Origin of the sequence: Sphingomonas sp. (genome assembly GCF_041661885.1) — a bacterium.
Taxonomy (GTDB): domain Bacteria; phylum Pseudomonadota; class Alphaproteobacteria; order Sphingomonadales; family Sphingomonadaceae; genus Sphingomonas.
The window spans coordinates 81,030-98,513 of the sequence record NZ_JBAZTL010000008.1 but is presented as its reverse complement, the minus strand read 5'-3'; the positions used below and the strand labels follow the sequence as shown (position 1 = coordinate 98,513).

Below are 17,484 nucleotides of genomic sequence, written 5' to 3'. Positions count from 1 at the left end.
TGATCCGGACACAGCCCCTCCCCTAACCCCTCCCGCACGCGGGAGGGGAATTTCAGCCCAGCCGCGCCAGTGCCGCGCTTAGCCGTTCGGCTTCGGCGGCTTTTTCGGCATGGTCGGCGCGGGCCTTTTCGACCGCTTCTGGCTTGGCGCGCTCGACGAAGCTGGGATTGCCCAGCCGCCCGGCGAGTGCGTCGCGCTCCTTCGCGGCAGCCTCAATGCCCTTGGTCAAGCGCGCGCGCTCGGCGTCGAGATCGATCACGCCTTCCAGCGGCAGGACGAAGGTCGCCTCATCGACCACCACCTGCACCGCGCCGCCAGCCGGACCATCCCCCGGCGTAACGTCGATGCGTGCAAGACGCGCAATCACGCCCGCTTGCCGCTCAATCCGCGCCAGTGTCTCGGCGCTGGCATCGCGGATATGCACTGGCATCCGCGTACCCGGCGATACGCCGAGCTCGGTCCGCGCGGCGCGGACTTCGCCGATCAGCCGGATCACCCAGTCGATCTCCTTGCTCGCCTCCGGATCGATCGAGCGCGTATCCGCCATCGGCCATTTGGCGACGATCAGGTCATTCTCGCGTGGGCCCATTGCGTGCCACAATTCCTCGGTGATGAACGGCATGAACGGGTGCAGCAGCACGAGGATCTGGTCGATCACCCAACCGGCAACGGCGCGGGTTTCGTCGGCCTCCGCGCCGGTCGCGGGGGCGTCCATCTGCCCGAGAACAGGCTTGATAAGCTCCAGATACCAGTCGCAGAAGCGGCTCCACACGAACTGGTACACGGCATTGGCTGCGCCATCGAAGCGCAGGTCCGCAAGCGCGAGATCGACCGCCTGCACGCACGCGATCGTCTCGGCGATGATCCATTTGTTGACCGCGAGCGTCGCCTCCGGCGCATCGAGCGTCTTGCTCGCGCCGATGCCGTTGGCTTGCGCGAAGCGGCAGGCGTTCCACAGTTTCGTGGCGAAGTTGCGATACCCCTCGACGCGCTTCTCATCCATCTTGATGTCGCGGCCCTGGCTTTCCATCGCCGCCATGAAGAAGCGCAAAGCGTCCGCGCCATATGTGTCGATCAGCCCGAGCGGGTTGACGACATTGCCCTTGGACTTGGACATCTTCTGTCCATCCGACGCGCGGACTAGGCCGTGCAGGTAGAGCTTCCGGAAGGGCACATCGCCCATGAAGTGGATGCCCTGCATCATCATCCGCGCATCCCAGAAGAACAGGATGTCGAAGCCCGAGATGAGCACGTCATTGGGGTAGCGGCCGTGGAGCGTCAGATCCCCCCCGGAACGGGGGGGGGAACCGTCCGCAGGACGGTGGGGGGGGACCGCCGCGAGCGCTTCCGCTTGTGGCACGCCCCCTCCACCCTTCGCTGAATGCTCAGGGTCCCCCTCCCCGTGCCGGGGAGGATTTTGGTTGGGCCAGCCCATCGTCGCGAAGGGCCACAGCGCCGAAGAGAACCACGTGTCGAGCACGTCGGAGTCACGATAAATCGCAACTGCGCCATCTGCAGTGTCTACCAAAGGGCCGTCCGAAACAAACACTTCGAGATCGCCGTAGTAAGCTTTCGCCGCCTCGACCGCCGCCTCTTCATCAAGTGCAACGAATACCTGGCTGCCGTGAAGCAGCGCACCGCTATCTTCCCTGTGAATATCGTAGGTGATTTGATTCGCGTGTTGATCGAATTTCGGCCCAAACCAAGCCGGAATCCGATGCCCCCACCACAACTGCCGGCTCACACACCAAGGCTGGATATTCTCCATCCAGTTGAAGAACGTCTTTTCCCACGTCTTGGGCACGATCTCGATCGCGCCCGAGCGCACCGCCTCGATCGCCGGTTTCGCCAGCGTTGCGGCGTCGACATACCATTGGTCGGTCAGCCACGGCTCGATCACCACGCCCGATCGATCGCCATAGGGTGTCTGGATCGTGCGCGGTTCGGCGTCGTGTTCGGTGCCGTCCTTGTCGATGTACGGGATCAGAAAGCCCTCGGCCTTCAACTGCGCGACCACCGCCTTGCGCGCTTCCGCCGTCGTCAGCCCCAGGAATGCGTCCGGGATCAGCCCGTCGGCGACCTGCACGACCTGCGCCTTGGCATCGAGCATGTTGAGCATCGCGCCCGCCGCGATGCCGGCACGCTTGCCGACTTCGAAATCGTTGAAATCATGCCCCGGCGTGATCTTCACCGCGCCCGAGCCAAGCTCAGGATCGGCATGGTCGTCGGTGATGATCGGGATCAGGCGCCCCGTGATCGGCAGCTTGATCTGCTTGCCGACGAGATGCGTGTAGCGTTCATCCGCTGCATTCACCGCGACCGCCATATCGGCGAGCATCGTCTCGGGCCGCGTGGTCGCGACTTCGATGAAGCCCGATCCATCTGCCAGCGGATAGCGCAAATGCCAGAAGCTGCCCTTGATTTCGCGCGTCTCGACCTCAAGGTCGCTGATCGCGGTGCCAAGGCCGGGGTCCCAGTTCACCAGCCTTTTGTCGCGGTAGATCAAGCCTTCCTTGTGCAGGTCGACGAACACCTTGAGGACCGCCTTGGAAAAGCCCTCGTCCATCGTGAAGCGTTCGTTCGCCCAATCCATCGAGCAGCCGAGGCGGCGGAGCTGCTGGGTGATTTCCCCGCCGCTCTCTTCCTTCCATTCCCACACCTTGGCGACGAACGCTTCGCGCGTGAAATCGGTGCGTTTCTGTTGGGCGGCGGCCATCTGGCGCTCGACCACCATCTGCGTGGCGATGCCGGCATGGTCGGTGCCGACCACCCACAAGGCATCCTTGCCCTGCAAGCGGGCATGACGCGCGAGGATATCCTGCAGCGTGTTGTCGAGCGCATGGCCGATATGGAGCGAACCCGTCACGTTGGGCGGCGGGTTGACGATCGTCCACGGCTCGGCACCGGGACGGTCGGGCCGGAACTGGCCCGTGCTTTCCCAATGCGCATACCAGCGTTGTTCGATTTCGGCGGGGTCGAAGGTTTTTGGAAGCTCGGTCATAGCGTCCGGCTTTAGCCGCGACGCCACAAAAGAAAAGGGCGGCCCGAGCTCAAAACTGTCCGTGCAGGCGGATCGCAAAGGCGCTGATCCACCCCCCGGTCGCGGTTGTAACCTGGGTTGCCGATCCCCCGATAATCGGCGGTGATGGCGACCGTGTCCCCGCCCCGCCCCCACAACGCGCCCTTGATCGAACCGCCAGCCGAGGCTGGTGCGGTCGACTGCGATGACATCATGAGGCTCGATTTGCCCATCCGCGATTCCCGCGCGCCGCGCAGTTTGATCGTCCGGCGGAAGAATAGCCGCTGCAAGCGCAAATAAGGTTGGCTGGAACGTCAGCGGTCATGATCGACCCGGTCATACGCCGTTTCGATCTCTTTCGGCACGTCGCGGAAGCTGCTCCACGGCAACGCCTTGTGCAACGCCATCGACCATCGCTCCATCCACTCGATTCCTTCCTTGCCGGTATAGGGATCGGCGGTGCGATAGGCCGGGTCTTTCATCGCCTGCGACAGCGTGACCGGGCGCAGATGCTCGCGCTTTAACATCGCGGCCAGATCATCGATCGAATCGGCGTTGAGCCGCGTTGCGTGCAACAGCATGACATAAGCGATGTCGCGACCGAACAGGCCAAGCGCCGCGCCGCGATACCAGCGGATCGTGGTCGTACTATGCGCGAGATAGAGTTCCTTGATCCGCTTTCGCTCGGCCTCGTCATGGCGCGCGATCACATCATCATAAGGTTCCGCAAATTCCCAGTCGTCGGCATCGATCGTCACCGGGGCGATGCGATAGCCGTGCGCACTCAGCCACGCGTCGATTTCCTGCTTCACCGCGCCCGGCGTCCCCGTTTCGAGATAGGGATGCCGGAACCACCCGATCCGACGGTGCCGCGCCTCGAGCAGCCCGCGCGTGACCGGCTCGCCCCGCGCAATATCGGCAATATACGCCGCCGCGCCCAGGCTGTTGGGCGATTGGTGGGAAAATGTGTGGTTCCCAAGATCCATTCCGGCATCGAGCCAGTGCTTCAGCACATCGATCTGCTGCGGGCGGTCCAGATCATCCAGCTTGGATTCGTTGACGAAGCCCGTCGCCGGAATCCCGTGTCGCTGCAATCCGCGCAGCAGCGCGGCGTTGAGGTCGTTCACATAGCCCTGATTCTTGATGATGGTCAGCGCGGGCAGATCATCGAAGGTCAGCGCGATCGTCGCGTGCCGGGTCCGTGCCTCCAACGCGCCGAAGGACAAGAGCATCGCCGCGATGCCGAGCAGCATTATGCCGAGGATCTTCGTGGTGGCCGCTACCTGCCCGTGCAGCGCAGATCCCGTCCGTGTCATATTTTCCGAATGCTCCACGTGACGAGATCGGGAGACTGGCTGGGGCGGCAGGGTTCGAACCTGCGAATGGCGGCATCAAAAGCCGCTGCCTTACCACTTGGCGACGCCCCAATCCGGGAGCGCGGTGCTTTAGGCTGCGAATCAGAGCTTGGAAAGCCCGGATTCACGCTTTTCAGATCACACGCTCAAGCCAACCATACGGATCCGGCGCGTGTCCGCGCTGAATATCGATCAACGCCTGACGCAAACGCTGGGTGGTTTGCCCGGCCCCGCCACTGCCAATCTGGAACGCGCCCTCGCGCATTTTCATCGTGCCGATCGGAGTGACGACCGCCGCCGTTCCGCAAGCGAAGGCCTCCAGCAAGCGACCGCTCTCGGCATCGGCGCGACATTGATCGATCGCATAGGGTTCCTCCCGCACGCGCAACCCCATGTCGCGCGCCAGCGTTAGCAGCGAATCGCGGGTGATGCCGGGGAGGATCGTGCCCGTCAGCGGCGGCGTGGCGATGCTGCCATCGTCGAACACGAAGAAGATGTTCATCCCGCCCAATTCCTCGATCCAGCGCCGTTCGACCGCGTCGAGGAACAACACCTGGTCGCAACCCTGGCGAGTCGCCTCGGCTTGCGCGATCAGGCTCGCGGCATAGTTGCCGCCGCATTTCGCCGCGCCGGTGCCGCCCGGTGCCGCGCGCGAATACTCCTGCGACACCCACAGCGTGACCGCTGGTGCCCCGCCCTTGAAATAGGCCCCAACCGAGGAGGCGATCACCGCGTAGAGATATTCGCTGGATGGCTTCACGCCCAGGAACACCTCACTCGCGATCATGAACGGACGCAAATACAGCGCACCCCCGTCGATATCGGGAATCCACCCGGCCTCCTGCCGCACGATAGCGCGGACCGATTCGACGAACAGCGCGTCGGGCAGCGGGACCATTGCCATCCGCTCCGCAGATTTACGGAAGCGTGCGGCGTTCGCGTCGGGGCGAAACAGCGCCGCACCGCCATCGGGCAAGCGATAGGCCTTGAGCCCTTCGAAGATTTCCTGCGCATAATGCAGCACAGCGGAGGCGCTATCCATCTCGAACGCCGCACGCGGCGTGACCTTGGCGTCATGCCAGCCCGCGACCTCGTTATAGCGGATCGTCACCATGTGATCGGTAAACACGCGCCCGAAGCCCGGATTGGCGATCAAGGCGGCGCGCTCGTTCGCGGGCGTGGGGGCCGGATGCGGCTCCAGCGCAAACGCGTGTTCGCCCGAGGAGGAGCGGCGGTCGAAATTGGCGTTCTGCTGCATGGAAGCCCTGCGACAAGTTGTTACAATTTGGGGGTTGAAGGGCTGTACGGGAGGCGGCAAACGCGGTCAATAATGGCCACCGCAATCGCCTCTGCATCACCGCTTTTCCTGCGCGAACCCGAAATCCGCCGCGGCATGGAACTCATGTACTTCGCGCAAAGCACGCTCGCGCGCTCGACCGAGGACCGGTTGAGTGCGCTGGGGCTGGGCCGCGCGCACCACCGCGCCTTGTATTTCATCGCGCGCCATCCTGATCTGACGGTCAGCGCGCTGCTCGGGTTGCTTGGCATCACCAAGCAATCGCTCGGTCGCGTGCTCAACGAGCTGGTCGACCGTAACCTCGTTGAGACGCGCGTCGGGGAACGTGATCGACGGCAGCGCCTGCTGCGCTTGTCCGACACCGGCAAACAGCTCGAATCCGATCTTTTCGAGTGCGTGCGGCAGGTTTGGGCCGAGGCTTATGCCAGTGCCGGGCAAAATGCGGTCAGCGGCTTTTGGGCCGTGCTGGAAGGCATCACCCCCGAAGAGGTGCTCAAACTCCTGTCGGTTTGAGCACCGTCCGCCGCCGCCCACCACACGCTTATAGCGTCTTCATATATTCCAGCAACGCACGCTTGTCGGCATCGGGCAAGGTCGTGCCGAATTCATGCCCGCACCGGCTGTTGCCCGAATTGCGATCGGCGCAATCGGTCGTCGTGCGGGTATAGGTCGACCCGTGTTGGTCGGCGGCAAGGCCAACCGTATCGGGATCATAATAGCGCCCGAGATTGAAGGTGATCGCGCGCTTGGCCGCAGGCTGCAACAGATCCGCCAGCGAAGCGACCGAGCCATTATGAAGATAGGGCGCCGCCGCCCAGATGCCGTACAACACCCGCGACTCATAGGCATATTGCGTGGTCGCCGGGATCGCTGCCGAAAGGTTGAACGCGCCCTTCAAATCGGCCTGCGCCGCCGATAGCCCGGTCGCGGGTGGCGAGGCCGCCACGCCCTGTGCCGTCGCCAGTTTCGGCACCGACAGGGTCGTATAATTCTGCACGATCGACCCGACGACCGAGAAACCGAGCAGGCTGAACGCCGATTGTTTGGGAAGGATCGGCTTCATCAAGAACGGGATGCTCGCCCCGGTCAAAACGCCCGAATCCGCATCGCGCCCGAGAATGGCATATTGGCGCGAGTCGGTGCCGACATCGACGATCGGGGTGGCCCAGGTCTTCTGCAGCAGGAACCGCGTGACGCCCGGTTTTTGGCCGTGGCACGAAGCGCAACTCCCACCCGGCGCAGGTGCGGAGAACACCACGCTGCCACGTTGCGCCAACGTTTGGTCGATCGCCCACGGCCATTTCGGCGCTCCGATCTTTTTGACCAGCCCCTCAAGCCGGTTCAGTCCATCAAAATTGGCGGAATTGTCCGACAGGAAATTGATGCCGCCGATGTGCCACCATTCCTTCTTGGGCCGATAGACGCCGTAAACGCCATAAACCTCTCCCAGATTGCGCGCGAGCCCGAGGATGTCGTTGCCATTGTCGGCAAAGCCCGGCCACTGCGTCTTGTCCTGGATCGGTGCATTCCACAGGAAGGGATACCGCACCGGCGCATCGGCGGTGCGGATGTTGCCCGGAATCATGTAGCTGGGCGCCGCCCCGAGATCGAGCCCGGTGAGGCGGTTGAAGATCATGCTGACCGCGTCAAGCCGCCCAAGCCCCCAGGGATTGGTCTTCGGCAGGGCGCGGTCGGTCATGGTGCCTTCGCGCAGATACCAGAGCTGCACCGCCTGCTTTAAAGAGGCGACCTCGGCAGGCGACGCGCCCGGACCAAGCACGGCGGTGGCGAAGGTCTTGAAGGAAGCATCGGTCAGCAAAACGCGCCCGACCGCCGCACTCAGATCGGCGAGCAAAGCCTGGAAATCGACCAGCGCCGGGCCACCATCGACCCGATAATCACGGTCGGCAACGGTAATCTGGCGCGTATGGCACGCAGCACAGGTCATCCCGGTTATTTCGCTGCCTGCAGGGCCCGACGCAGTGAAGCCCACCGGCAAACCGACATCGCTATCGGGATTGGGCAGATAACCATAGCGCGCGAGGCTGTCGGCCAGGAACGGCTGCCCATCCGCGGTGGTCAGCGCTTTCAGCCAGGCGAGCGGGATCATTTGCGCGCCCTGATCGCGAGAGTAGAAATCGGCGCGGGTCGCAGCAGTCCAATTGCTGCCCTGATCGAGATAGACTGGCGCGGATGTCGCCGGAGCTCCGGCCGATCCGGGACTGGTCAAGACCAGCGAAGAGCCAAGAACCGAGCAAATAAGTGCCGACTTCAAGCGGTTGTTGCGCATCGTAGCCCCCTACCGATTGCCCAACGACTCTAAGCTCGCTGGATTGGCAGATGCTACGTGGCAACGTAATGGCATGGATGTGCCAAAATACACCGCGAGATTCTTGATTGAAATCTTTCAAGAATATCGAGCAAAATTACACTCTACAGACACGTCATCATCGACGATGTTACCGTCTTGCTTCTGCGGCCATTTCAGCATTGCGCCGCGTCGATGCCGCAACCGTCTCACGCAACAAGGTAAAAAGAGCCTGTTCGTGATCCAGTACGTCCAGCCCCTTGCGCGTCGAACCGCCGGGACTGGCAACGCGATCGGCGAGCGTGCCCGGCGAAACATCGGCAGCGGCGGCCAACAGCGCCGATCCCTCGACCGTCGCCAGCGCCAGACGCCTTGCTTGGTCAACGGGCAATCCCTGCGCAACGCCCGCCGTCGCGAGTGCGTCGATAAACCGGTAGAGAAACGCTGGCCCACATCCGGCAAGTGCGGTTACCGCATCAAAATGCGCCGCCGCGACCCACTCAACCAAACCCAGCGGCGCCATCAGCGCCTCAATCGCATCGCGCAACACCGCATCGCCGCACCGACTATCCAGCGCGACGACGCCCTTACCGATTCCGACCGGCAAATTGGGCATCGCCCGAACGATCGCCCCGGCCTGAAAGCGCTTGGCAAGGGCTGCTTCTTCCACGCCGGCCAGAATGGAAACCAGCGCTGGCACGCCCCGCAACCGCTCCGCAAAGCGCCTGGCAATTTCATCGAGCTGCTGCGGCTTCATCGCGAGGATCACCGCGTCGGGCAAGGCGCCCGCCGGTAGATCGCGCGCTTGCCGCACGTCCGCAGGCAGGGCACGATCGTTGCGATTGACGACATCAACCTGGTTGGCGGCGAGCACACCGCTGTCGATCCATTGGCGGAGCATTGCCCCGCCCATATTGCCGCATCCGATCATCCAGACGCGCGCAATCTTCGTGGTTGGCGCGGCAGGTTGCGCCACTCAGGCCTCGCCCTGCGTCTCGGTCATTGCTGCGGCGAGCGCCTCGGCCGGAGTCTTCCCGCCCCACAGGACGAACTGGAACACCGGATAGAAGCGTTCGCACTCGTCGATTGCGCTTTCGACCAGCAATTCCGCCGCGCCGAGCGACATGGTCCCGCCGCCGGACTCGGTTGCGCCCTCGATCATCGCGGCATGGCGGTACAACAGGATTCCGCTCGCCGACCACAATTCGAAATGGCCGACCCACAATTGCTCGTTGATCAACCCGATCGCTTCATAGATCGCGCCGCGCCGGTCATCCGCCACGCGCACATCGGGAAAGGCCAGAAACTGGATAACGCTATCTTCCTCGCGCCACAGCGCGCGGAGTTCATATTGCGTCCAGCTCCCCTTAACCTTGGCGATGACCTCATCGTCCTGCCGCTCATGCTCCCAGCCATGCGCCGCGAAATAGCTTTCCAGCATATCGATCGGCGCCGCGTCGTCGCGATCGAAATCCGCCTCATCGAGGATCATCGTGCGCCTCCATCACCTACCGTGCATATTGTGGTGACGCAGCATGACGGGCAGCACAAGAATGGAGCAGGTAGGCCAATCGAAAAAACTGTGGAAAAGGTGGAAAAGATCGTCTCAACCTTCCGCCTTGGGGGCAGCCGTCGCTTTCGCTTCGAGCGCGTCCAGCCGCGCACGCAACGCGTCGGCATCGTCGCGGGCCGCCGCTGCCATCGCCTTGACCGCCTCGAACTCGTCACGCGAAACGAAATCCAGTCCGCCAATCCATTCCTTGGCCCGCGCCCGCGCGCCCGCTTCCGCTTCGCGCCCGACACCCGCCAGCGTCCCCGCAGCACCGTTCAGGAACTTGGCGAAATCGTCGAAAATCTTGTTGTCGGATTGCATGAGGAAAATCCCGTGGGGTTCAAAGCTTGATGATCTGGGTGGCGGTAGCCGACGGTGCAAGGGTTTCAGCGTCGGGGTTCAGCGTCATGATCTGGTAGTTGAGATAGCCGGCAAACACCAGCCAGACGAGATACGGCACCAGCAAGAGCCCCGCCATCACGCGGATTCCCCAGAAGATAACGGTCATGGCCAGCGTGAGAACAAACATCGCCACAACGATGCCGAGCGCCACCGTAACCTGATGCATACCGAAAAAGACCGGCGACCACGTCAGGTTGACCACCAACTGAAGAGCGAACACCGTGATCGCCGGGCCGCGCATCCGCGATCCGCGGGCATGAATAATCATTGCCAACGCCAAACCGAGCATCACGTAAATCGCCGTCCATGCCGTTGGAAACGCCCAATCGGGCGGGGTGACGGGCGGTTTGGCCAGCGTCGCGTACCACGCATTCGTCGACCCTGAAGGCGCCAACCGCGCCGACGTGAAGCCGAGTAGCAGCACGAACGGCACCGTCACGACCGCCCAGCGCAGAAACGCCAGTCGCAACTGCTGTTTCGATGCAATCTCTCTCAAGCCACTGTCCCTTTTACGCGCGAATCCGGCAAACACCGCCAGATCCCTTCGCCGACCCATTTACTATAGAAGAACGGCGATTGTGATGCGTGGTTAAATTTTGTGCAACCACCCGCCGCATCATCGCGTAGCGGCAATTAGAAATTCAACATTGCCTTCAGGGCCGGTGATCGGACTTTTGACCAGCGTCGCGACACGCCAGCCCTGCGCCACGATCCAGGCCGCCACCTCGGCACAAACCCGCTCGTGAACCGCCGGATCACGCACCACCCCGCCCTTGCCGACCTCGCCACGCCCCGCCTCGAACTGCGGCTTTATCAACGCCAGCAGGCGCGCGTCCGGTTTGGCGAAGCGCAACGGAGCCTCCAGCACCTTGGCCAGGCCAATGAAGCTCGCGTCGCACACGATCAGATCGACCGGCTCGGGAATGTGCGCGGCGGTCAGGATTCGGGCGCTGGTCTGTTCATGGACGACGACACGCGGGTCCTGCCGCAGCTTCCACGCCAATTGGTTGGTGCCGCTGTCAACCGCATAGACCCGTGCCGCGCCACGCTGGAGCAACACGTCGGTAAACCCCCCGGTCGAGGAGCCGACATCGATCGCCACCGCACCGGTAACATCCCACCCGACCGCATCCAATCCGTGCGCCAGCTTGATCCCGCCCCGCGAGACCCAGGGGTGATCGCGCCCACGCACATCGAGCACGACGTCTTCGGCCACCGCTTGCCCCGGTTTGTCGATCTTGCGCTCGCCGGCAAACACCAGCCCTGCCATAATGAGCGCCTGCGCGCGCGTCCGGCTTTCGGCGAGGCCGCGATCGACGAGGAGTTGGTCAGCACGGGTTTTCGACATGGAAACCCTCCAACGCCAAGCGCGCGGCGCGCGCAAGGGGCTTCGAGTCGCGGACCAGCGTCGATCGCGATTTACGCCCGATCCGGGCTTTTTTGCGATCGGCCGTCAGCGCCTTTTCGGGCTATCGCACGCCGCCGTCTTTCTGGCGCAGTGCTATTGCCTATCTTTTAAGTAGGAATATCTTTGCCACTTGGGAGGCGTGGCCGCGCGGCGTCCCCTAGAGCACGGGTGGCCACGTCTCTCCGCCTGAATTTCGGGTCTTATTGGAAGAGGATCGATGGGAACATTCTCAAATTTCGACCCCGTTCAACCGACCATCCTAACCGTTCCGGGGCTGGGAGGATCGGGCCCGTCGCACTGGCAAAGTCTGTGGGAGCAAGCGCGCCCCGATACGATCCGCGTTGAGCTTGGCATGTGGAACACCCCGCACCGCAACGCGTGGGTCACCAAGCTCGATCAGGCGATTCGTTCGGCGCAGGCCCCGGTGGTGCTCGCCGCGCATAGCCTGGGCTGCCTTGCGGTGGCGTGGTGGGCAGAATTGACGCGACAGCCTTATGGCTGGCCCGTCGCCGGCGCGCTGCTGGTCGCCCCCGCCGATGTCGACCGGCCCGATGCGCAAGCGGAGCTTGCCGCCTTCGTGCCAACCCCCATTGGGCCATTGCCTTTCCCATCGATCGTTGTCGCCAGCCGCGATGATCCGTGGATCACGATCGAGCGCGCGCACAGTCTTGCGGTCGGTTGGGGCAGTCATTTCGTCGATGCCGGGGCGCAGGGTCATCTGAACGCCGCGAGCGGAATTGGCTGGTGGGCCGAAGGGCAGGAACTGCTCGACCGCGTGATTGGTGCCGCAGCGGATCGCCACGGCAAACCGCTCTCCCCCGGTGATGCGCGGTCAATCCTGGCGATCAACGCGACCGACGCAGCGCAGTCTTATTATCTCGCAAGATAAAAGCTTGCGGCCCTGCGCATTTGTGGAAGCGATCGAGTGTGGAACACATTGGGCCGAGGATCCACCGGACGAGAAATTATCTCCGCATCCGAGGGCCGAGTCTTAACCTTCTCCCGCCAATCTGGCGATGTGCCGTTTCGAAAGATCTTTCTCAGCCGATGGGCAGCCCTGCTCTGGGCCGCGGGCATTTTGTGGACGGCGTTCGACACGGTTGGTTTCGGGCCGCCCGCTGCACACGACAAACCCGAAGCGGCGAGCAATGAGAGCGATGCCACCGAGCTGAACGTCAATAATGACGACCTTGCCATTCTCGCCAATGCGATGAGGAGTGACTGACGCCGCTACCAATTGGATGGATCGGCGCTGTACCGCCACCTGCCTCAATCGCGCTTACGGGCGCAACGCCTCGTCGTCGCGATCGCTCAATTCGTCGTCATCGATCGAACCGTCATCAAGCTCGTCCTGAACGTCATCCTCGTCCTCGCTATCTTCGTCAGAATCCTCTTCCGGATCGAGGTCGTCATCTTCCTCGGCAAGGTCGTCATCGTTCATTTCGAGGCCGTCCTCGTCGTCATCGTCGTTCTCGGACGCAATGTCGGGATTGAGGTCGGTCAGCAGATTGCCGTCGCTCGGGCCGCTGCGCGTAACCTCGAGGATCTCGGCGCGCTGGCTCTCGTCATAGCCTTCTTCGTCATAACCGTCGTCGCCGGTGCCTTCGCCCGATACCCGATGTCCACCGATGCTCATTGTCTCTCTCCCGACAGCCCATGCGATGCAGGATCATCACAAACCGCGAACCGCGCAGCCGCTATTCGGTTCCCTTCCCCGCGCAGAAATTCCGTCAGGACGGGCGAAACAACCGCCCGCGCTCAACGATCGCAGCGATGCCAAGGCCGGCGATACCAGCAACCAAAAACCCCGAATGCATCGGCACCGTCGTCCCGTCGAAACTGCGCCCGATCGCCCATCCGATCACCCCGCCCAGCGTTATGCCGAAAAACCCCTGCACGCTGGACGCGATTCCGGCGATTTCCCCCATATTCTCCATCGCCATTGCCGACATATTGGAGGTCGCGAGGCCAAAGCACGCCATTGTGATCGCCTGAACCACGACAAACACCAGCAGCGGCTCGTCGCCCAACCGTCCTATCAACAGGCCAGTGCCAGACGAAACGATCATCACCACCAACGCAACCTGCGAGATGCGGCGCATCCCCAGATGGATCACGATGCGCGAGTTCAGCAAATTGGCCGCAGCCATCGTGCCCGCCGACGCGGCGAATACCGTGCCAAGCAGCCCGGGGCGATGAAACACATGCTCCATGATCGGCTGAATCGAGCTGAGATAGCCGAAGATCGCGCCCTGGCAGATCAGCGCCGCAATCATATAGCCTAGCGAATAGCGATCCATGATCGTCTGTCGCCAGCCGGAAAGCGTCGTTTGTAGAGACAGGGGAGCCCGGTTCTCTGCGCGCAGCGTTTCCGGCATACGAATCGCGAACCATGCGAGACAGAGCAGACCCGCGCCCGCGATCACTTCGAAAATCAGGCGCCACGACCCCAGCAACAGGATCGCCTGACCAATGCTTGGCGCAACGATCGGCACCGCCATGAACACCATGAAGGCAAGGCTCGTCACCTGCGCCATCGCTCGTCCGGAAAAACAATCGCGGATGACCGCAATCGTCACCACCCGGCTCGCCGCCACCGACAACCCGCTGACAAACCGCATGGCGAGCAGCAAGGTAAAACCATTGGCCAGTCCGGCGAGAAGATTGCAGAGGATGTAACCGATCAGCCCGCCAATCAGCACCGGACGGCGTCCGAACCGGTCGGTCAACGGACCGTGGATCAATTGCCCGATCCCCAGCCCCACCACGAACACGGTCAGGATCAACGGGCCATCGACAATCGCGTCCACCCCGAGCCTGTGGGCAATATCGGGCAAAGCGGGCAGCATCGTGTCGATCCCCAGCGCCCCCAGCGAGATGAGCGCGGCAATTAGCGGGACGAACTCGATCAGCCGGATCGGCGGCGAGTCCTGCATCGGGGGATGGTCGGAAACGGACATGCCGATCCCAATGCCCGAGCGCGCCCGTCAGGTCACCCATCAATTCGCCCGCTTGGGGGTCGCCGGGGGCGCGCTATCACAGGCGGGGCGGCGAGGCGCGCTCCAATGGGGCAATCAAATCGAATCGAGGCACGAAAATCTTGACCTCAGGCACCGTCAGCGTTAGTGTATTATTACATTGATACACGAGAGGCTCACCATGTTCCGTTCCGTCCTCTGCGCGGTTGCGCTTGTTTCGCTGGCCGCGTGCGATGGCGCAAAGAGCGGTAGCTCGATTTCGATCAACACCTCGGATGGGGACGGCAATATCGTCGCCGGAATCGACGGGAATGGCGAAGCCGCGATTGATACCCCTTTCTTCAAGGGCAAGATCACGCTGCCCAAAGTGAAACTGGACGCGACGAATTTCGACATGAACGGGGTGCATTTGTACCCGGGATCGACGATCAGCGGCATGAATATCAGCGCGCAGGACAAGCCCGGTGCCAAGGATGAAGGCCATGTACGGGTGGCGTTTACCAGCCCGGCTGCACCGGGCACCGTGCGCGACTGGTTCAAAGGCAAGCTGACGGCCGCCGGATTTACGCTCGCGGCGGAGGGGAACGGCCTCACCGGCAAGACCAACGAAGGCGAGCCGTTCGCGCTCGATCTCGTCCCCGTCGGGAAAGATACGGCCAAGGGCGTCATCACCATCGGTTGACCTCGCCCGTCGGTCTGTTGGTGACGTCCGGGCAAATCCGGTTTATCCGGTGGCTTTCCCATCACGGACGCCTGAATATGCTTGACACTCTCACCGCCCCCGCAACCGCGCAGGTTCCGGCCCTTTCGCTGAACGATCAAGCCGCCGATCCGGTCGCCTTTGCCGCCGCACTCGGTGGATCGTTCGAGCGTTTCGGCTTTGCAGTCGTCGCGGATCACGGCGTACCCGCCGATTTGATCGCGCGGGCGTGGGTGATGACCGAGGCTTTCTTCGCGCTGCCGGAAGAAACCAAGCGCGGCTATTTCGTGGCGGGCGGCGGCGGCGCGCGCGGCTACACACCCTTCAAGACCGAGATCGCCAAGGGCGCGAGCCATGTCGATCTCAAGGAATTCTGGCATATCGGCCGCGAGCTGGCCAAGGGCCACCGCTTCGAAGGGCAGATGCCCGCCAATATCTGGCCAGACCAGCCCGAAGGCTTTCGCGAAACCTTTATCGAGCTGTTCGCAGCGTTCGATACCGCAGGCGATCGCTTGCTATCGGCGATAGCACGCCATTTGGGTTTGACCCCCGACTGGTTCGATCATGCCGTAAAGGACGGCAATTCGGTGCTGCGGCTGCTGCATTATCCCCCCGTCCCCGCCGATGCGCCGGAGGTCCGCGCTGGTGCGCATGAGGATATCAACCTTATCACGCTGCTGCTCGGAGCCGAGGAAGCCGGGCTCGAACTGCTCGACAAGAACGGGAACTGGCTGGCGATCAAGCCGCCCGAGGGCGCGATGGTTGTCAATGTCGGAGACATGTTGCAGCGCCTTACCAACCACGTCTTGCCCTCGACCACGCACCGCGTCGTCAATCCGGCCCCCGATCGGCGCGGCCATTCGCGTTATTCGATGCCCTTCTTCCTGCACCCAGCGCCCGATTTCCTGATCGAGACGCTGCCATCGACGATCTCCGCGGAAAACCCGAACCGCTATCCCACCCCGATCACCGCGCACGACTATCTGCATGAGCGGCTGGTCGAAATCGGGCTGGTGAAAGCCTGACCCACTTCCCCTCTCCCTGCGGGAGAGGGGCAAGCCGCAAAGCGGCGCGGGGTGAGGGCGCGATTCGGGAGGTAGTCACCCTCACCCTTCCGCGCTACGCGCTCCCTCCCTCTCCCGTTGGGAGAAGGAAAGATTTGAACGGAGCTGCATGATGACCAAACCCCTCCGCATCGCGCTTGCCGGTCTCGGCACGGTCGGCGCAGGCGTGATCCGCTTGCTCGACACCAACGGCGCGTTGATCGCGCGGCGCGCGGGGCGGCCGATCGAGATCGTCGCGGTATCCGCGCGCGATCGAAGCAAGGATCGTGGCGTCGATATCGGTCGCTTTGACTGGGTCGATGATACCACCACGCTCGCCCATGCCGATGTCGATGTCGTGGTGGAACTGGTCGGCGGGGCGGACGGCCCTGCGCTCACCCTCGCGCGAACCGCGCTCGGCGCGGGCAAGAGCTTCGTCACCGCCAACAAGGCGATGCTGGCGCATCACGGCCTGGAATTGGCCCGCGCCGCCGAAGCGGCCAATGTCGCGTTGAAGTTCGAGGCGGCGGTGGCGGGCGGTGTCCCCGTCATCAAAGGGCTGCGCGAGGGCGCCGCCGCCAATGAGATCGAGCGCGTTTACGGCATCCTCAACGGCACCTGCAATTTCATCCTGTCCAAGATGGAGGCCGAAGGTCGCGATTTCGCCGATGTGCTGGCCGAGGCGCAGGCGCTGGGTTTTGCCGAATCCGACCCGAGCTTCGACATTGACGGCGTCGATGCCGCACACAAGGTTTCGCTGCTCGCCAGCCTTGCCTTCGGCACGCAACCTGCCTTTGCCGACGTCGCCGCCAGCGGTATCCGCCACGTGCTCGCCGCCGACATCGCCGAGGCGGCCTCGCTCGGTTACCGGGTTCGGCTGATTGGATTGGCGGAATCCGGCCCGAACGGACTGTTCCAGCGCGTCCACCCGCATCTCGTGCCCGTCAGCCACCCACTCGCCCATGTCACCGGCGCAACCAACGCCGTGGTGGCGGAAGGCAATTTCGTCGGACGCCTGCTGTTTCAGGGCGCGGGTGCCGGCGACGGGCCGACCGCTTCCGCCGTCGTCGCCGATCTGATCGACATTGCGCGCGGTGAATTTGGCCCCGCCTTCGCGATGCCCGCCGATGCGTTGCTGGCGCAAGGGCCAGCCGATGCCGGTGACCGGCTGGGCCGCGCTTATGTGCGCTTCACCGTTGCCGACCGCGTCGGCGTGCTTGCCGAAATCGCGGCGGCGATGCGCGACGCCGGGGTATCGATCGAAAGCCTGATGCAGCGCGGCGTCCACGCCGATGGATCGGTGCTGGTCGCCATCGTCACGCATGAGGGCCCCGAGCGCAGCGTCGCGCAAGCGCTGGAACGGCTGCGCGGATCGCAGAGTCTGGTCGGGCAACCGCTGTGGATGCACATCCTCGGCTAGAC

Annotated in this window: 17 protein-coding genes and 1 tRNA gene; 6 read left to right on the top strand and 12 right to left on the bottom strand. The window is 63.2% G+C overall.

Annotated features, from left to right (window positions below; genetic code table 11):
* Positions 1-52: 52 nt before the first annotated feature.
* From WC704_RS15490 to WC704_RS15475, 4 genes are all read right to left on the bottom strand, one after another.
* Positions 53-3,001, bottom strand: coding sequence for a valine--tRNA ligase (locus WC704_RS15490; protein WP_372891490.1), 2,949 nt, complete (start codon positions 2,999-3,001; stop codon positions 53-55).
* 332 nt (positions 3,002-3,333) lie between these two features.
* A complete protein-coding gene (locus tag WC704_RS15485) occupies positions 3,334-4,335 on the bottom strand; it encodes a polysaccharide deacetylase family protein (RefSeq protein ID WP_372891488.1) in 1,002 nt (333 codons plus the stop codon).
* Positions 4,336-4,371: 36 nt separating this feature from the next.
* Positions 4,372-4,446, bottom strand: a tRNA-Gln gene (locus WC704_RS15480).
* A gap of 61 nt (positions 4,447-4,507) precedes the next feature.
* On the bottom strand, positions 4,508-5,632 hold the full coding sequence (locus WC704_RS15475; protein WP_372891486.1) for a branched-chain amino acid aminotransferase: 1,125 nt from the start codon (positions 5,630-5,632) through the stop codon (positions 4,508-4,510).
* A gap of 72 nt (positions 5,633-5,704) precedes the next feature.
* Here WC704_RS15475 and WC704_RS15470 point away from each other — a divergent pair, with 72 nt between their 5' ends.
* Positions 5,705-6,184 carry a MarR family transcriptional regulator gene (locus WC704_RS15470; RefSeq protein ID WP_372891484.1) on the top strand — a complete coding sequence of 160 codons (480 nt, stop codon included), beginning with the start codon at positions 5,705-5,707 and terminating at the stop codon, positions 6,182-6,184.
* A 28-nt stretch (positions 6,185-6,212) separates the two neighbouring features.
* Here the strand turns inward: WC704_RS15470 and WC704_RS15465 are convergent, their stop codons facing one another.
* The 6 genes from WC704_RS15465 to WC704_RS15440 all read right to left on the bottom strand — a co-directional run bounded on the left by WC704_RS15465 (position 6,213) and on the right by WC704_RS15440 (position 11,281).
* A complete protein-coding gene (locus tag WC704_RS15465) occupies positions 6,213-7,961 on the bottom strand; it encodes a di-heme-cytochrome C peroxidase (protein ID WP_372891482.1) in 1,749 nt (582 codons plus the stop codon).
* Positions 7,962-8,130: 169 nt separating this feature from the next.
* Complete coding sequence (gene proC / locus WC704_RS15460) at positions 8,131-8,910, bottom strand: pyrroline-5-carboxylate reductase (protein WP_372891565.1); 780 nt, start codon at positions 8,908-8,910, stop codon at positions 8,131-8,133.
* A gap of 45 nt (positions 8,911-8,955) precedes the next feature.
* Positions 8,956-9,471, bottom strand: a complete 516-nt coding sequence (locus WC704_RS15455) for a YbjN domain-containing protein (RefSeq protein WP_372891480.1) — start codon at positions 9,469-9,471, stop codon at positions 8,956-8,958.
* A gap of 114 nt (positions 9,472-9,585) precedes the next feature.
* The gene (locus WC704_RS15450; protein WP_372891478.1) at positions 9,586-9,852 is read right to left on the bottom strand and encodes an accessory factor UbiK family protein; all 267 of its coding nucleotides are present in this window, start codon (positions 9,850-9,852) and stop codon (positions 9,586-9,588) included.
* Between the two features lie 19 nt (positions 9,853-9,871).
* Complete coding sequence (locus WC704_RS15445) at positions 9,872-10,429, bottom strand: TspO/MBR family protein (protein ID WP_372891563.1); 558 nt, start codon at positions 10,427-10,429, stop codon at positions 9,872-9,874.
* Between the two features lie 120 nt (positions 10,430-10,549).
* The gene (locus tag WC704_RS15440; protein WP_372891476.1) at positions 10,550-11,281 is read right to left on the bottom strand and encodes a TlyA family RNA methyltransferase; all 732 of its coding nucleotides are present in this window, start codon (positions 11,279-11,281) and stop codon (positions 10,550-10,552) included.
* 277 nt (positions 11,282-11,558) lie between these two features.
* On the opposite strand from WC704_RS15440, the gene WC704_RS15435 reads away from it, so the two are divergent.
* Together WC704_RS15435 and WC704_RS15430 are read left to right on the top strand one after the other, a co-directional pair.
* Positions 11,559-12,230 carry an RBBP9/YdeN family alpha/beta hydrolase gene (locus WC704_RS15435; protein WP_372891474.1) on the top strand — a complete coding sequence of 224 codons (672 nt, stop codon included), beginning with the start codon at positions 11,559-11,561 and terminating at the stop codon, positions 12,228-12,230.
* 129 nt (positions 12,231-12,359) lie between these two features.
* Positions 12,360-12,566, top strand: a complete 207-nt coding sequence (locus tag WC704_RS15430) for a hypothetical protein (RefSeq protein ID WP_372891472.1) — start codon at positions 12,360-12,362, stop codon at positions 12,564-12,566.
* A 54-nt stretch (positions 12,567-12,620) separates the two neighbouring features.
* Here the strand turns inward: WC704_RS15430 and WC704_RS15425 are convergent, their stop codons facing one another.
* Together WC704_RS15425 and WC704_RS15420 are read right to left on the bottom strand one after the other, a co-directional pair.
* A complete protein-coding gene (locus tag WC704_RS15425) occupies positions 12,621-12,977 on the bottom strand; it encodes a DNA primase (protein ID WP_372891470.1) in 357 nt (118 codons plus the stop codon).
* Between the two features lie 94 nt (positions 12,978-13,071).
* Positions 13,072-14,301: a multidrug effflux MFS transporter gene (locus tag WC704_RS15420; RefSeq protein ID WP_372891468.1), complete on the bottom strand. Its 1,230-nt coding sequence runs from the start codon at positions 14,299-14,301 to the stop codon at positions 13,072-13,074.
* 199 nt (positions 14,302-14,500) lie between these two features.
* On the opposite strand from WC704_RS15420, the gene WC704_RS15415 reads away from it, so the two are divergent.
* From WC704_RS15415 to WC704_RS15405, 3 genes are all read left to right on the top strand, one after another.
* Positions 14,501-15,001: a hypothetical protein gene (locus WC704_RS15415; protein ID WP_372891466.1), complete on the top strand. Its 501-nt coding sequence runs from the start codon at positions 14,501-14,503 to the stop codon at positions 14,999-15,001.
* A 77-nt stretch (positions 15,002-15,078) separates the two neighbouring features.
* On the top strand, positions 15,079-16,044 hold the full coding sequence (locus WC704_RS15410) for an isopenicillin N synthase family dioxygenase (protein WP_372891464.1): 966 nt from the start codon (positions 15,079-15,081) through the stop codon (positions 16,042-16,044).
* Between the two features lie 151 nt (positions 16,045-16,195).
* A complete protein-coding gene (locus tag WC704_RS15405; RefSeq protein ID WP_372891462.1) occupies positions 16,196-17,482 on the top strand; it encodes a homoserine dehydrogenase in 1,287 nt (428 codons plus the stop codon).
* Positions 17,483-17,484: the final 2 nt, after the last annotated feature.

Excerpts from the sequence above, each read along its gene's own strand:
- WC704_RS15425 (WP_372891470.1), bottom strand. The coding sequence starts at position 12,977 with ATGAGCATCGGTGGACATCGGGTATCGGGCGAAGGCACCGGCGACGAC.
- proC (WP_372891565.1), bottom strand. The coding sequence starts at position 8,910 with ATGATCGGATGCGGCAATATGGGCGGGGCAATGCTCCGCCAATGGATC.
- WC704_RS15485 (WP_372891488.1), bottom strand. The coding sequence starts at position 4,335 with ATGACACGGACGGGATCTGCGCTGCACGGGCAGGTAGCGGCCACCACG.
- WC704_RS15465 (WP_372891482.1), bottom strand. The coding sequence starts at position 7,961 with ATGCGCAACAACCGCTTGAAGTCGGCACTTATTTGCTCGGTTCTTGGC.
- WC704_RS15405 (WP_372891462.1), top strand. The coding sequence starts at position 16,196 with ATGACCAAACCCCTCCGCATCGCGCTTGCCGGTCTCGGCACGGTCGGC.
- WC704_RS15475 (WP_372891486.1), bottom strand. The coding sequence starts at position 5,632 with ATGCAGCAGAACGCCAATTTCGACCGCCGCTCCTCCTCGGGCGAACAC.
- WC704_RS15455 (WP_372891480.1), bottom strand. The coding sequence starts at position 9,471 with ATGATCCTCGATGAGGCGGATTTCGATCGCGACGACGCGGCGCCGATC.
- WC704_RS15470 (WP_372891484.1), top strand. The coding sequence starts at position 5,705 with ATGGCCACCGCAATCGCCTCTGCATCACCGCTTTTCCTGCGCGAACCC.
- WC704_RS15410 (WP_372891464.1), top strand. The coding sequence starts at position 15,079 with ATGCTTGACACTCTCACCGCCCCCGCAACCGCGCAGGTTCCGGCCCTT.
- WC704_RS15440 (WP_372891476.1), bottom strand. The coding sequence starts at position 11,281 with ATGTCGAAAACCCGTGCTGACCAACTCCTCGTCGATCGCGGCCTCGCC.
- WC704_RS15450 (WP_372891478.1), bottom strand. The coding sequence starts at position 9,852 with ATGCAATCCGACAACAAGATTTTCGACGATTTCGCCAAGTTCCTGAAC.
- WC704_RS15415 (WP_372891466.1), top strand. The coding sequence starts at position 14,501 with ATGTTCCGTTCCGTCCTCTGCGCGGTTGCGCTTGTTTCGCTGGCCGCG.
- WC704_RS15490 (WP_372891490.1), bottom strand. The coding sequence starts at position 3,001 with ATGACCGAGCTTCCAAAAACCTTCGACCCCGCCGAAATCGAACAACGC.
- WC704_RS15420 (WP_372891468.1), bottom strand. The coding sequence starts at position 14,301 with ATGTCCGTTTCCGACCATCCCCCGATGCAGGACTCGCCGCCGATCCGG.
- WC704_RS15435 (WP_372891474.1), top strand. The coding sequence starts at position 11,559 with ATGGGAACATTCTCAAATTTCGACCCCGTTCAACCGACCATCCTAACC.